Origin of the sequence: Mesorhizobium sp. LSJC280B00, from assembly GCF_000502835.1 — a bacterium.
GTDB lineage: Bacteria > Pseudomonadota > Alphaproteobacteria > Rhizobiales > Rhizobiaceae > Mesorhizobium.
The window spans coordinates 21,060-35,599 of sequence record NZ_AYVL01000032.1; the positions used below are offsets into that span (position 1 = coordinate 21,060).

The 14,540-nt window shown below is 63.9% G+C and carries 14 protein-coding genes; 3 read left to right on the forward strand and 11 right to left on the reverse strand.

The window, feature by feature from the left end; genetic code table 11:
• Positions 1-68 precede the first annotated feature (68 nt).
• A complete protein-coding gene (rplS, locus tag X773_RS68655; protein WP_023679779.1) occupies positions 69-608 on the reverse strand; it encodes a 50S ribosomal protein L19 in 540 nt (179 codons plus the stop codon).
• Positions 609-976: 368 nt separating this feature from the next.
• Between rplS and X773_RS68660 the strand changes: the two genes are divergently transcribed.
• Positions 977-1,729 (forward strand): sulfite exporter TauE/SafE family protein, encoded by a 753-nt coding sequence (locus X773_RS68660; protein WP_023679781.1) that lies wholly within the window; start codon positions 977-979, stop codon positions 1,727-1,729.
• Here the strand turns inward: X773_RS68660 and trmD are convergent.
• Together trmD and rimM are read right to left on the reverse strand one after the other, a co-directional pair.
• A complete protein-coding gene (gene trmD, locus X773_RS68665) occupies positions 1,711-2,409 on the reverse strand; it encodes a tRNA (guanosine(37)-N1)-methyltransferase TrmD (protein WP_031212711.1) in 699 nt (232 codons plus the stop codon). The genes X773_RS68660 and trmD overlap by 19 nt on opposite strands.
• Entirely contained in the window at positions 2,406-3,005 is a 600-nt protein-coding gene (gene rimM / locus X773_RS68670; RefSeq protein WP_023679783.1) for a ribosome maturation factor RimM, read from the reverse strand. The genes trmD and rimM overlap by 4 nt, the downstream gene beginning before the upstream one ends.
• A 115-nt stretch (positions 3,006-3,120) precedes the next feature.
• Between rimM and X773_RS68675 the strand changes: the two genes are divergently transcribed.
• The gene (locus tag X773_RS68675; protein ID WP_023679784.1) at positions 3,121-4,059 is read left to right on the forward strand and encodes a tyrosine recombinase XerC; all 939 of its coding nucleotides are present in this window, start codon (positions 3,121-3,123) and stop codon (positions 4,057-4,059) included.
• Positions 4,060-4,144: 85 nt separating this feature from the next.
• Complete coding sequence (locus tag X773_RS68680) at positions 4,145-5,212, forward strand: TraB/GumN family protein (protein ID WP_023679785.1); 1,068 nt, start codon at positions 4,145-4,147, stop codon at positions 5,210-5,212.
• 374 nt (positions 5,213-5,586) lie between these two features.
• On the opposite strand, the gene X773_RS77620 is transcribed toward X773_RS68680, so the two are convergent.
• The 8 genes from X773_RS77620 to X773_RS68720 form a co-directional block, all read right to left on the reverse strand.
• Positions 5,587-5,841, reverse strand: a complete 255-nt coding sequence (locus X773_RS77620; RefSeq protein WP_023679786.1) for a hypothetical protein — start codon at positions 5,839-5,841, stop codon at positions 5,587-5,589.
• A 325-nt stretch (positions 5,842-6,166) separates the two neighbouring features.
• Positions 6,167-7,573: a dihydrolipoyl dehydrogenase gene (gene lpdA, locus X773_RS68690; RefSeq protein WP_023679787.1), complete on the reverse strand. Its 1,407-nt coding sequence runs from the start codon at positions 7,571-7,573 to the stop codon at positions 6,167-6,169.
• Positions 7,574-7,591: 18 nt separating this feature from the next.
• On the reverse strand, positions 7,592-8,347 hold the full coding sequence (locus tag X773_RS68695) for an SDR family oxidoreductase (RefSeq protein ID WP_023679788.1): 756 nt from the start codon (positions 8,345-8,347) through the stop codon (positions 7,592-7,594).
• The gene (locus tag X773_RS68700) at positions 8,344-8,871 is read right to left on the reverse strand and encodes a hypothetical protein (protein WP_245274823.1); all 528 of its coding nucleotides are present in this window, start codon (positions 8,869-8,871) and stop codon (positions 8,344-8,346) included. The genes X773_RS68695 and X773_RS68700 overlap by 4 nt, the downstream gene beginning before the upstream one ends.
• A 23-nt stretch (positions 8,872-8,894) precedes the next feature.
• Positions 8,895-10,058, reverse strand: coding sequence for a 2-oxoglutarate dehydrogenase complex dihydrolipoyllysine-residue succinyltransferase (gene odhB, locus X773_RS68705; protein ID WP_023679790.1), 1,164 nt, complete (start codon positions 10,056-10,058; stop codon positions 8,895-8,897).
• 29 nt (positions 10,059-10,087) lie between these two features.
• A complete protein-coding gene (locus X773_RS68710; protein ID WP_023679791.1) occupies positions 10,088-13,075 on the reverse strand; it encodes a 2-oxoglutarate dehydrogenase E1 component in 2,988 nt (995 codons plus the stop codon).
• A 118-nt stretch (positions 13,076-13,193) separates the two neighbouring features.
• The gene (gene sucD, locus X773_RS68715; protein ID WP_023679792.1) at positions 13,194-14,105 is read right to left on the reverse strand and encodes a succinate--CoA ligase subunit alpha; all 912 of its coding nucleotides are present in this window, start codon (positions 14,103-14,105) and stop codon (positions 13,194-13,196) included.
• A gap of 49 nt (positions 14,106-14,154) precedes the next feature.
• Entirely contained in the window at positions 14,155-14,526 is a 372-nt protein-coding gene (locus X773_RS68720; RefSeq protein WP_023679793.1) for a cupin domain-containing protein, read from the reverse strand.
• Positions 14,527-14,540 lie beyond the last annotated feature (14 nt).

Below are 14,540 nucleotides of genomic sequence, written 5' to 3' on the forward strand. Positions count from 1 at the left end.
GAATCCACCTCGTGAAATAAAAAGGCGGCCGAAGCCGCCTTTCCAAAACCATGAGTTTTGAAGACGCCTTATTCGGCGGCAGTTGCTTCCGCGGCCTTGGCGGCCTCGTCGGCGGCCTTCTTCTCGGCGGCGTCCTGCGCGGCCTTCTCGGCGGCCAGCGCCTGGGCGGCGGCCACTTTCTCGGCCTCGATGCGCGCCTTCTCGGCGTTCAGCGCATCGCGCTCTTCGTCGTTGAGCTTGCGGGCGCGCACACCGGTGTTTTCCGAAATGCGGGCCGACTTGCCGCGACGGTCACGCAAATAGTACAGCTTGGCGCGACGCACCTTGCCGCGGCGCACGATCTCGACGCCCTCGACCATCGGCGAATAGACCGGGAACACACGCTCCACGCCTTCGCCGTAGGAGATCTTGCGGACGGTGAAGTTTTCCTGGAAGCCGGCGCCGGCGCGGGCGATGACGACGCCCTCATAGGCCTGAACGCGGGTGCGGGTGCCTTCGGTCACGCGGACCTGGACGCGCACGGTGTCGCCGGGCTGGAATTCGGGGAGCTTGCGCTTGGCTTCGATCTTGGCGGCCTGCTCGGCCTCGAGCTGACGGAGGATGTCCATCTCAAAAATCCACTTCTTGTTCTTCCGACAGTCAGAGCGCCCGACACTCGCCTTGCAGTCGCATCGACCGCTCGGCTATGCCCTTCGTTCGAGAACGTCTGTTCGAGAACATCGGGCAGGGGCGACTACACCGTCATTGTTGACGGGCCAGAAGATCGCTCTTGGCATATTTTCTTCCGGTTCGGCGCGCACATACAGCTATTTCGGCGCCTTGTCACGCCTTCGCCGTTTCTTTTTTGGCGCTGCTTCTTTTTGGCTGGCGCCCGCTGTGGCAATCCCGTGATCGCTTCTGGTCCAGGGGGTTGCGCCCGCGCGTCAAGCTTCCTAAGCCGGAAGATAAGCATTTTCCTCCAGCGACGACACCCCTCATGCCAATCTTGGACGCGGTCCTGCTCTTTCTCGCCGGCTTTCTATCAGGCGCGGTCAATGCCGTTGCCGGCGGCGGCACGTTCATAACCTTTGGCGCCATGACCCTGGCCGGCCTGCCGCCGATCGTCGCCAATGCGACATCGTCGGTGACGCAATTTCCTGGCTACATCACCTCGACGCTCGCCTATTGGCACGACATCAAGCATTTCTGGCGTGGCGCACTGCTGCTCAGCCTCATTTCGGCTCTCGGTGCGCTGTCTGGCGCGCTCATCCTTTTAGGGCTCGACAACCCGTCGTTCCGCGCCTTGGTGCCGTGGCTGCTGCTGGCGGCAACAGCATTGTTTGCTGCCGGGCCGTGGCTGAAGCCGGCGCCCAAGCCGGAGCATGAGGCCGCGGTAGGTTCGCTGGTCGGGTCGCTGGCGCAGTTCGCCACCGCCGTCTATGGCGGCTTCTTCGGCGCAGGCATGGGCGTCATGATGCTGGCGACGCTCGGTCTCACCCAGTCCGGCGACTATCACCGGCTGAACGCACTGAAGAACATGCTGGCCGTGGTCATCGCTGCGGTTGCCATCCTCGTCTTCGTCTCGGGCGGCGTCATTGCCTGGCTGCAGGCGATCATCATGATCCCGGGTGGCGCGCTGGGCGGCTATGCCGGCGTCTGGATCGCCAGGCGCGTGCCGCAGAACGCGGTGCGCGGCTTCGTCATCGCCGTCGGCCTGTTCCTGGCTTTCTACTATTTCGATAAGGGCTGAGCGGCTGAAAGATCCGGCCGTCGCTCCTTCGTCAGCCTCTCCGCTTCGGCCCGCCGCCACGCCGCGATCTTCCTGTGATTGCCCGAAATCAGCACTTCGGGGATCGGCCGGCCCTCGAATTCCTGCGGCCGTGTGTAATGCGGATGTTCGAGCAGGCCGTTTTCAAAGCTCTCTTCCTCGCCCGATACCGCATTGCCCATGACGCCGGGCAGCAGGCGCACCACGGCGTCGAGCAGCACGAGTGCCGCCGGCTCGCCGCCGGACAGGATGAAGTCGCCGATCGAAACTTCTTCGAGGCCGCGCGCCTCGATGACCCGCTGGTCGACGCCTTCGAAGCGGCCGCAGACTATCACCGCACCCGGCCCAGCGGCGAGTTCGCGGACGCGTGCCTGGTTCAGCGGCTTGCCGCGCGGGCTCATCAGCAGGCGCGGACGTGGATCGGCTGCCGGCGCGGCGTGGTCAATGGCGCTGGCCAGCACGTCTGCCCGCATCACCATGCCGGCGCCGCCGCCGGCCGGCGTGTCATCGACGGTACGGTGACGATCGCTGGCAAAGTCGCGGATCTGGATCGTTTCGAGCGACCAAATGCCGGTCTCGAGCGCGCGACCGGCCAGCGACAGGCCAAGCGCGCCGGGAAACATCTCGGGATAGAGCGTCAGCACCGAAGCCGAAAAACTCACCGGTTGCCTCCGGCGTCCCTCGGCCCGCGCGGCCTGCCCTTGGGGTCGAAACCGTCGTCAGCGGGAGGCTCGCCGTCCTCATCCTCGACCAAACCTGCGGCGGCTGGATCAACGCGGACAAAGCCGCCGGCGATCGACACTTCCGGAACGGCGGCCTGCGTGAACGGGATGAGCACGCCTTTGCGCCCCGCCAGCGTCACGTCGAGAATGTCGCCGCCGCCGAAATTGTGCACGGCGACGATCTTGCCGACGACCGCACCGGTGTCGTCCTTGACCTCCAGTCCGACGAGGTCGGCATGGTAGAATTCATCCTCTTCGCCCTCATCGGGCAACACCGAACGATCTACGAACAATTCGGTGCCGGCCAGCGCCTCGGCGGCATTGCGGTCGTTGACGCCTTTGAACCGCACCACCACCACGGTGTTGGCGGGCCTGATGTCGACGATCTGGAAGGCGCGGCCATCCCTGGCGTAGAGCGGACCGTAATCGGCCAGCGCCAGCGGGTCGCCGGTAAAGCTCTTGACGCGCAATTCGCCCTTGATGCCATGCGCGGCACCGATCACGGCCATCTGGACGGGGTTTTGCGGCTTGCTCATCTGCGGAAAATCCTTTGCCTTGCTCTAACCCCAGCCCGTCGTCATTTCAATGACGCCGCTCTTCACCGCTTCCTAACCCGCGTGCCGGAAGATGGCGGGGAACGGGAAGAGTGCAATGCAGGAATTCCTCATACCGGCAAAACCCGACCTGCAGGCGGCGCGCGAGGCCTGGCTGAAGATGCTGGCGCGCGAACGCCGGCTATCGCCCGAAACCGTCGAGGCCTATGAGCGCGACACGCGCCAGTTCCTGCATTTCCTGACCGGCCATTGCGGCGGCTCGCCCGGCATTTCCGACATCGCCGATCTGCGCCCCGCCGATTTGCGCGGCTTTCTCGCTGCCCGCCGTGCCGAGGGCGTCGGCGCCCGCACGCTCGGGCGCGGGCTGGCCGGCATCCGCTCGCTGCTGCGTTTCCTGGAACGGCGCGGCCTCGCCAATGCGGCAGGTGCGACAGCCTTGCGCGCGCCGCGGCAGCCGAAATCGCTGCCCAAGCCGCTGACCGCAAGCGATGCAAAACACGTCGTCTCGGTGGAAGGCCAACTGGCGGAGGAGCCGTGGATTGCCGCGCGCAACGCCGCCGTGCTGACCCTGCTCTATGGGTCCGGCTTGCGGATCTCCGAGGCACTCGGCCTGTCGGGCGCCGATCTTTCCTCACCTGGTGATACCGTGCTGCGCGTCACCGGCAAGGGTGGCAAGACCCGGCTGGTGCCGGTGCTGCCGGTGGCGCTGCGGGCGATTGCCGAATACCGCCACTTGTGTCCCTGGCATCTCGATCCCAAGGGCTTGCTGTTTCGCGGTGCCCGCGGCGGCCCGCTCAACCCGGCAATCGTCCAGCGCGACATGGCCAAGCTGCGCTCGGCGCTCAACCTGCCCGACACGGCGACGCCGCATGCGCTGCGCCATTCCTTCGCCACGCATCTGCTAGGGCGGGGCGGCGACCTGCGCACAATCCAGGAGTTGCTCGGCCACGCCAGCCTGTCGACAACCCAGATATACACCGGCGTCGACACCGCCAGGCTGCTCGAGATTTACGAAGCAGCTCATCCTCGTGCGTGATCGATGCATGTGTCGGTGGCCATCTCGCAACAATTTTGATGCGCCGATTAACCGTTTTGCCGCTTTTTGCGCTTAGAACCGCGGCATGAAACGCCTCATCGCCATCGCCGACCGCGCGACCCATATGTCGCTGAAGCTGCTCGTCGCGCTCAACGCCCTGTTTTTCCTCTCTTTCCTCATCGTCGCGCTGCTCGCCGCGGGCAAGGCACGCGCCGAGACTTCGGCCTGCGCCGGTAGCGATATGCTGAGCGCGCTGCAAAAGGACGACCCGGCTGCCTACCGCAAGATCGAGGCAGACGCGGCAGCGACGCCGAACGGCAAGGGCCTGCTGTGGAAGCTCGAAAAATCAGGCGAAAAACCGTCCTTCCTGTTCGGCACCATGCACGTTACCGACCCGCGCGTCACCACGCTCCCACCCGCCGCGCAGAAGGCATTCGATGCGGCTGGCACCGTCATCATCGAGACCACCGAAGTGCTCGACAAGCAGAAGATGATGGCCGCACTGCTGAAAGAGCCGGATCTGATGATGTTCACCGACAAGACGACGCTTTCGTCGCTGCTGTCGCCGGAGGATGCGGCGGTGGTCAACAAGGCGCTCGATGCGCGTGGCATCCCGCCAGCGACCGTCGCCAAGATGAAACCCTGGTTGCTGTCGGCGATGGTGGCGCTACCTGCATGCGAAGTCGCCCGCCAGGCTGGCGGTGCGCCGGTGCTCGACGTCAAGCTTGCCAAGGACGCCGAGGCTTCGGGCAAATCGGTCGAGGGCCTGGAGACAATCGCCGACCAGCTGCGCGCCATGGCTTCGCTGCCGATCGCCTTTCACCTGAAGGGGCTGGTCGATACGCTGAAGCTTGGCGACAAGGTGAACGATGTCAACGAAACCATGATCGTGCTTTACCGGCGTGGCGACACTGGCATGTATGTACCGCTGTTTCGGGCCGTCATCCCCGAACAGGTCGACGACCAATCGGGTTACGCCGAATTCGAGCAGACCATGATCACCAGCCGCAACAAGGTGATGGTCGATCGTGCAGCGCCGATCCTCGCCCACGGCAATGTCTTCATGGCGGTCGGCGCCATGCACCTTCCCGGAGCGCAAGGCTTGGTCGAGGGTTTCCGCAAGACCGGCTATACGGTGACCGCCGTCAACTGAACGACACGGCGGAGTTGCACACCGAATCATTGCCGAGGCGGGACCAGCCCTTACTCGTGGCGCGACGGCGGACCAGCCGCGCTTCGTGCCAAGAAACTGAAAAAGGTTCGGTTTGGCTCGATCGAAACCCATTTTGCGGTGGAAATGCATGCCTGCAAGCGATTCCGGATCAGAATTGCCCTGTTTTCGGCGTTTTCAACGCCTAATGTGAAACCGATTCAACGATTGTACGTTGATGGCTATTACTTGATGTTTTTCATCCACGGAGGACACTTTTATGGCGAACACACCCAATCCGAACGACCCATTCACCTCACCGGGTACCGCACGGCCACGCGGCGGCGGCAGCGGCTGGCTGATTGCACTGGTCGTCGTTATCCTGGCAATTGTCGCCTATTATGTTTTTGGAAGACGTAGCGAGGCACCTGCGCCTGCCGAACCGCCCGCAGCCAGCACACCGGCTCCGGCCCCAGCACCTGCCGAGCCGATGAAGCCAGCCGAACCGGCTCCTGCGCCAGCTCCGGCAACGCCCGCTCCGGCTCCCGCTCCGGCAGAGCCAGCACCCGCTCCGGCCCCTGCGCCAGCCCCGGCACCAGCACCAGCACCAGCACCAGCACCAGCACCAGCACCAGCGCCGGCGCCGGCTCAGTGATCAGACTGCTGATTTAATATATGAACGGCCCGCTGAAAGGCGCGCCGTTTCGTTTTTGGGAGCAGCAGTCGATGCTCTGAGCTGCGATTAGCCATGGGCTAACTTCATCTTCGTCATCCAGCGCGGAGCAGGAGCGAAGCGACATCGCGGAGACCCTGGAATCCATCTGCGGTTCAGAATGGAAGCCGTCTGTGGTGATCCTTCGCGCCCCTCTCTGTCCTGCCGGACATCTCCCCCACTTGGGGGAGATTGGCTACCAGCCCGCTTTCGCCAATCGCCACCGTCGCCTGCGATTCAACCGCTCAGATATGGATCGGCTTGAAGAACGTCGCCAGTGCCGCCTCCTTCACCGCTTCCGACATTGTCGGATGGGCGTGGCAGGTGCGGGCAAGGTCTTCCGACGAGCCGCCGAACTCCATCAGCACCGCCGCCTCGTGGATCATCTCGCCGGCGCCGAAGCCGACGATGTGGACGCCGAGCACACGGTCGCTGGCCTTGTCGGCCAGGATTTTCACAAAGCCGTCGGTGTGCAGCATGGCGCGCGCGCGGCCATTGGCGCTGAACGGGAATTTTCCGGCCTTGTAGTCGACGCCGGCCTTTTTCAATTCTTCTTCGGTCTTGCCGATCGAGGCGATTTCCGGCGTGGTGTAGACGACGCTCGGAATCACGTCATAGTTCACATGACCGGCCTGCCCGGCGATGGTTTCGGCCACCGCCACGCCCTCGTCCTCAGCCTTGTGTGCAAGCATCGGCCCGGCGATGACATCGCCGATGGCATAGATGCCAGGCACGTTGGTCCTGAGATGGCCGTCGGTCTTGACCCGGCCGCGCTCATCGACGTCGACGCCGGTCTCCTTCAGCCCGAGAGCGTCCGAATAGGCCCGTCGTCCCGTCGAAATCAGCACCGCGTCCGCCTCGATCGTCTCGGCCGCACCGCCTTTGACCGGCTCGAAGGTGACCGTCGCCCCCTTCTTGGCCTTGGCGACGCCGGTCACCTTGGCGCCCAGCCTGAATTCAAAGCCCTGCTTCGACAGCAGGCGCTGGAATTGCTTGGAGACCTCGCCATCCATGCCGCCCAGGATGGTGTCAAGGAACTCAACCACGGTGACTTTGGCGCCGAGCCGCGCCCATACCGAGCCGAGTTCCAGACCGATGACACCGCCGCCGACCACCACCAGATGGCCCGGCACCTTGTCCAGCGACAGCGCGCCGGTCGACGATATGATCACCTTCTCGTCGAAATCGACCTTGACGCCGGGAATGCCGGCAACGTCGGAGCCGGTGGCGATGACGATGTTCTTGGTCTCGATCTCCTCGACCTTGCCGTCATCGGAGGTCACCGACACCTTGCCGGCCGCAACCACCTTGCCGGTGCCACGAAAACTGTCGATCTTGTTCTTCTTGAACAGGAAGGCGACGCCATTGACATTGGCCGTCACCGTCGCATCCTTGTGTGCCATCATCTTCCCAAGATTGAGCTTGGGCGCGCCGATCTCGACGCCGAGCGCGTCGAAGGAATGGCCGGCCTCGGCAAACATCTCGGACGCATGCAGCAGCGCCTTTGACGGGATGCAGCCGATGTTGAGGCAGGTACCGCCGAAGGTCGGGTTCTTTTCGACTACCGCCGTCTTCAGACCGAGCTGCGCCGCCTTGATGGCGCAGACGTAGCCGCCTGGTCCCGATCCGATGATAACGACGTCATAGGCCATGATACTGTCCCTTTTGCTTTAGCGGCCGCCGCCGATTTCCAGATTGGCGCCTGTTGTGTAGGACGCCTCGTCCGACAGCAGCCAGAGAATTGCGGCTGCGACTTCCTCGGCGGTGCCGACGCGCTGCATGGGCACCACCTTGCGCATTCTCTCGACGCGATCCGGCTGCCCGCCGGAGGCATGAATTTCGGTGTCGATGATGCCCGGGCTGACCGCGTTGACACGAATGCCTTCGCCGGCCACTTCGCGGGCAAGCCCGATGGTGAAGGAATCGACCGCGCCCTTCGAGGCGGCATAGTCGACATATTGACCCGGCCCGCCAAGCCTTGCCGCGATCGAAGAAACATTGGCGATGGCGCCGCCCTTGCCGCCATGCCTGGTCGACATCCGCTTCACCGCCTCGCGGGCGCAAAGCATCGGCGCGATCACATTGATGCGCATCATGCGCTCCAGCCTTGCAGCGCTAAGCTCGTCGACGCGCGCGCTCTGGTCGACCACGCCGGCATTGTTGACGAGCGCGTCGAGTCGACCGAAACGGCCATCGACAGCCTCGAACATGGCCAATACGTCCGTCTCGCTGCCGACATCGGCCTTGACTGTGAAGGCTTCTCCGCCAGCAGCCTCGATGTCGGCGACCACCGTTTCGGCGGCTTTTGCATTCGACGCGTAATTGACCGCAATGCGATAGCCGGCCTTGGCGGCAAGCCTGCATGTAGCGGCGCCAATGCCGCGGCTGCCGCCGGTCACCAGCAGGATCTTTCCGCTCGCGCTCATTCCTGACATCCCTTCAGGGCAAAGACGTCCCAGGGCACCTGGGAAAAGCCGTTGGCGCCATAGGCGGCCGACATCTGCAACGACGCTCCCAAGTCAGGCAAGATCAGCTTCTTCGGCGCATCCTTTCCTTCGCCCGGCAGCAACGCGATATTGCCCTGGTCGTCGGCAGTGTAGATGACGCCCTCCCACACGGTGCAGGCGGCGAGCTCGTCGCCGGTGACGTCGCCGGCCGGGCATTTGTACATCAGCGAGCCATGCGGCCGCGCCGCGCCCTCGGTCCACATGACGATGCCGTCGAGCACGACGCCCTTGTCGAGCACCATCTTGAAGCTGTTGGTGACGGCGGCCGACTCGCCGGTCGGCCTGAAATCGATCTCGGCGGCGTTTTCAGGATCGCCATAGACGGCGAGCTCGAGCGGGCAGGCGGCGAGGGCCGCGGAGACCGTCTGCACGCCGAGTGCGCAGATTGTGACAAACAAACCGGACCGGAAACGAGACGAACTCATCCGGCGGCGCAGATCCATGCTCCGGCTCACGTCGGCCGCCCCTAGAGGTCGAGCACCAGCCGCTCAGGATCCTCCAGGCTTTCCTTGACCCGCACCAGAAACGTCACCGCTTCCTTGCCGTCGACGATGCGGTGGTCGTAGGACAGCGCCAGATACATCATCGGCCGGATGACGATCTGGCCGCCGACCACCACCGGCCGCTCCTGGATCTTGTGCATACCCAGAATGCCGGACTGCGGCGCATTGAGGATCGGCGTCGACATCAGCGACCCGTAAACGCCACCGTTGGAAATCGTAAACGTGCCGCCTTGCATATCCGCAACCGACAGCTTGCCGTCGCGCGCCGCAAGCCCCAGCCTGCCGATGTCCTTCTCGATTTCGGCGATCGACATCTGGTCGGCATTGCGCACAACCGGCACGACAAGGCCTTTCTCTGTACCGACGGCAACGCCGATATGAGCGTAGTTCTTGAAGATGATATCGGTGCCGTCGATCTCGGCATTGACCGACGGGATCTCCTTCAGCGCATGGGTGACCGCCTTGGTGAAGAAGCCCATGAAGCCGAGCTTCACGCCGTGCTTCTTCTCGAACACGTCCTTGTATTTGCTCCTCAGCGCCATCACCGCGCTCATGTCGACCTCGTTGAAGGTGGTCAGCATGGCGGCGGTCGATTGCGCTTCCTTGAGGCGGCGCGCGATGGTCTGGCGCAGCTTGGTCATGCGCACGCGCTCCTCGCGCGACGCATCGTCGGCCGGGGACGGCGCGCGCGCGGCAACGGGTGCCGGTACAGGCGCTGCCTTCGGCATTTCGGCCGGCTGCGACGGCGCGCCCCTGGCGATAAGGTCNCCGGCGATCTTGGCCGTCTCGGCAGCGGCCTGCCTGACGCTCGAGGCCGCAGTCGGAGCCGAGGCCTGCGACACCGCCTCCTGCTTCGTTGCCGGAGCGGCGGCATTGGCTGCCGCGCCGGCGCCTGCCGAAATCGTGCCGAGCAGTGCGCCGACGCCGACCGTCTCGCCTTCCTTGACGGCGATCTCGGCGAGCGTGCCCGCGGCGGCGGCCGGCACTTCCACCGTCACCTTGTCGGTTTCGAGCTCGACCAGCGGCTCATCGGCGGCGATCGCGTCGCCGACCTTCTTGAACCATTTGCCGATGGTCGCCTCGGTGACGGATTCACCAAGTGTCGGGACGCGGATTTCGGTTGCCATTGTGCCTGTCCGTTTCTTTCGGTTCTGTTCTATTCACCAAGCGCGTCGTCGAGCAAGGCGGCAAGCTGGGCGAGATGCTTCGACATCAATCCGGTCGCCGGCGAGGCGGCCGCCGGCCGGCCGGTATAGCGCACCCGCTGATGCTTGGCGTCGATATGCGCCAGCACCCATTCGAGATACGGATCGATGAACGACCAGGCGCCCATGTTCTTGGGCTCCTCCTGGCACCACACCATCTCGGCATTGCGGAAGCGCGACAGTTCGGTGATCAGCGCCTTGGCCGGGAACGGATAGAGCTGCTCGACGCGCAGCAAATAGATGTCGTTGATGCCGCGCTTCTCGCGCTCCTCGTAGAGGTCGTAATAGACCTTGCCCGAACAGAGCACGACACGGCGGATCTTCGAATCCTTGGTGAGCTTGATGGCCTGGCCCGACAGCAGCTGGGCATCGTCCCACAGCAGCCGGTGAAAGGCGCTTTCGCCCGACATCTCCGGCAGCGTCGATACCGCCCGCTTATGGCGCAGCAGCGACTTCGGCGTCATCAGGATCAGCGGCTTGCGGAAGTCCCGCTTCAACTGCCGGCGCAGTATGTGGAAATAGTTGGCTGGCGTCGTGACGTTGGCGACCTGCATATTGTCTTCGGCGCAAAGCTGAAGGAAGCGCTCGAGCCGGGCCGACGAATGCTCCGGCCCCTGGCCTTCATAGCCGTGCGGCAGCAGGCAGACGAGGCCCGACATTCTGAGCCATTTGCGCTCGCCCGACGAGATGAACTGGTCGAAGACCACCTGGGCGCCGTTGGCGAAGTCGCCGAACTGCGCTTCCCACAGCGTCAGCGCCTTCGGCTCGGCCAGCGAGTAGCCATATTCGAAGCCGAGCACGGCCTCTTCCGACAGCATCGAGTTGATGACCTCGAAGCCGGCCTGCGCCGCCGACAGATTGTTAAGCGGTATGTAGCGTGTCTCGTCGCGCTGGTCGTAGAGCACGGAATGGCGTTGCGAGAACGTGCCGCGCTCCGAATCCTGGCCGGACAGCCGGATCGGATTGCCGTCGAGCAGGATGGCGCCGAAGGCCAGCGCCTCGGCCGTAGACCAGTCGATGCCTTCGCCCGACTCGATCGCCTGGCGGCGGTTGTCGAGGAAGCGGATGATCGTCCTGTGCGCCTCGAAATCCTTCGGCACCTCGGTTAGCTTCTTGCCGATCTCCTTCAGCGTCTTGACCGGCACCGCGGTCTTGCCGCGCCGCTGTTCGTCCTGGTTGTCGGCCGAGCGCAGGCCGGACCAGGCGCCGTCCAGCCAATCCGCCTTGTTCGGCTTGTAGTGCTGGCCGACCTCGAATTCCTGCTCGAGATGCGCCCGCCAATCGGCCTTCACCTTTTCGAGCTCGGCCTGGGTGATGTGGCCTTCCGCGATCAGCCGGTCGGCATAGATCTGCATGGTCGTCTTCTGGTTGCGGATCTTGCGATACATGATCGGCTGGGTGAAGGCCGGCTCGTCGCCCTCATTATGGCCGAAGCGGCGATAGCAGAACATGTCCACCACCACCGGCTTGTGGAACTTCATGCGGAATTCGATCGCCACCTTGGTGGCATGGACCACCGCTTCCGGATCGTCGCCGTTGACGTGGAAGATCGGCGCCTCGATCATCTTGGCCACATCCGACGGATAAGGCGACGAGCGCGAGAAGCGCGGGTTGGTGGTGAAGCCGATCTGGTTGTTGATGATGAAATGCAGCGTGCCGGCGACGCGGTGACCGCGCAGGCCCGACAGGCCGAGGATTTCGGCAATCACGCCCTGGCCGGCAAAAGCGGCATCGCCATGCAACAGCAGCGGCAGCACCTTGGCGCGCTCTTCCAGCGGCACGATCTCCTCGCGGCTGCGGCCGAACAGATAGTCCTGCTTGGCGCGCGCCTTGCCCATCACCACCGGGTCGACGATTTCCAGATGCGAAGGATTGGCGGTCAGCGACAGATGCACCTTGTTGCCGTCGAACTCGCGATCCGACGAGGCACCGAGATGGTACTTCACGTCGCCCGAGCCCTCGACCTCGTCGGGCGCGGCCGAGCCGCCCTTGAACTCGTGGAAAATGGCGCGGTGCGGCTTGGCCATCACCTGCGACAGCACGTTCAGCCGGCCGCGATGCGCCATGCCGAGCACGATCTCCTTCATGCCGAGCTGGCCGCCGCGCTTGATGATCTGCTCCAGCGCCGGGATCAGCGACTCGCCGCCATCGAGGCCGAAGCGCTTGGTGCCCTTGTACTTGACGTCGATGAATTGCTCGAAGCCTTCCGCCTCGACCAGCTTCTGCAGGATCGCCTTCTTGCCGGCGGCGGTGAAGGAGATCTCCTTGTCGGTGCCCTCGATGCGCGCCTGGATCCAGGCCTTCTCCTCGGGATCGGAAATATGCATGAATTCGACACCGAGCGTCGAGCAATAGGTCCGGGTCAGGATGTCGAGCATCTGCCGGATGGTGCCGAATTCCAGCCCGAGCACATTGTCGAGGAAGATCGGCCGGTCGTAGTCGGCTTCGGTGAAGCCGTAATTCTCCGGCGACAGCTCGTTATAATCCTCGAGCGGCTTGGCAATGCCAAGCGGATCGAGATTGGCGTGCAGGTGGCCGCGCATGCGGAAGGCGCGGATCATCATGATGGCGCGGACGGAATCGCGCGTCGCCTGATGCACGTCGGCGTCGGAAAGGGCTGCGCCGTTGCCGGCTGCCCTGTCCTTGACCTTCTTTTCGATGTGCTTTTCGATGAGGCCCCAATTGCCGTCCAGCGCCGAGACAAGCTCGCCATTAGCCTGCATCGGCCAGGAGGGCTTGGCCCATGACGCGCCCTTGGCATTCCTGCGTACGTCGCCGGCGTCGTCCTTCAGCGCCGCGAAGAAGTCCTGCCATTCGGGATCGACCGACGCGGGATCGTCCTCATAGGCGGCATAGAGCGCGTCGATGTAATCTGCATTGCCGCCATAGAGGAAAGAGGTAAGCGAAAACTGGTCGTTGGCCTGATCTTGTCTTGCCATGTCACTGTCGAAGCCTTTGCTTCGTCTCCTTTGTTGGAGGGGAGTAAGGGAATAGGGGAGTAAGGGAGTAGGGCAAATGCCCTCGTCTTGTTCCTTACTCCCCTATTCCCGTACTCCCTTACTCCCCTATTCCCTTGATCGCCTCGACCAGCGTCGTACCCAGCCGGGCCGGCGATGGCGAAACCTTGATGCCGGCCGATTCCATCGCCGCGATCTTGTCTTCCGCGCCGCCCTTGCCGCCGGAGATGACCGCGCCCGCATGGCCCATGGTGCGGCCCGCCGGCGCGGTGCGCCCGGCGATGAAGCCGGCCATCGGCTTGCTGCGGCCGCGCTTTGCCTCGTCCTTGAGGAACTGCGCGGCGTCTTCCTCGGCCGAACCGCCGATTTCACCGATCATGATGATCGACTTGGTCTCGTCGTCGGCGAGGAACATCTCCAGCACGTCGATGAACTCGGTGCCTTTGACCGGATCGCCGCCGATGCCGACGGCGGTGGTCTGGCCGAGGCCGACATTGGTGGTCTGGAACACCGCCTCATAGGTAAGCGTTCCCGAGCGGGAAACAACGCCGACCGAGCCCTTGCGGAAGATGTTGCCGGGCATGATGCCTATCTTGCATTCGTCGGGGGTCAGCACGCCGGGGCAGTTCGGCCCGATCAGCCGCGACGTCGAACGGTCGAGCCTCGCCTTGACCTTGATCATGTCCATCACCGGTATGCCCTCGGTGATGCAGACGATCAGCGGGATCTCGGCCTCGATCGCTTCCAGGATCGCTTCGGCAGCACCCGCCGGCGGCACGTAGACGACCGAAGCGTTGGCGCCGGTCCTGGCCTTGCCTTCGGCTACGGTGGCGAAGATCGGCAGTGCCTCGCCCTTGGCGCCGGTCCAGGTTTCGCCGCCCTTCTTGGGGTGGATGCCGCCGACCATTTTCGTGCCGTGATAGGCCAGCGCCTGTTCAGTGTGGAACGTGCCGGTCTTGCCGGTCAGGCCCTGCACCAGCACCTTGGTGTTCTTATCGACGAGAATGGACATGGTGGTCCTTTTCAAAAACCGTTGATCGGGGAAGGCCGCGCGCTCATGGTCACAACCGCTTCAGCTCGGCGACGGTAAGGTCGCTTTTGGCATTGCCGGTGTTGAGCGTCGTTGCCGGCTCGAACATCAGCACCACCGGCTCCTCGCTTAGCGAGCGCGGCCGGTGCTCGACGGCGCGCGGCACGACAATGAACTCGCCGCTGGAAAGCTCCACCGTGCCGTCGCGGAAATCGATGGCGATGCGCCCGCGCAGCACCAGGAACGCCTCGTCCTCATTGTCATGCGCGTGCCAGTCGAAGACGTCGCCGAACTTGGCGATCTTGACTTGGCTGTCGTTCACGTCGCCGGCGATATGCGGATCGAAGACCTTCTTGATCTTCTGATCCGCCGCCTCGACGAGGTTTATCTTGTGCGGAGGCATCACCTATCGACCTT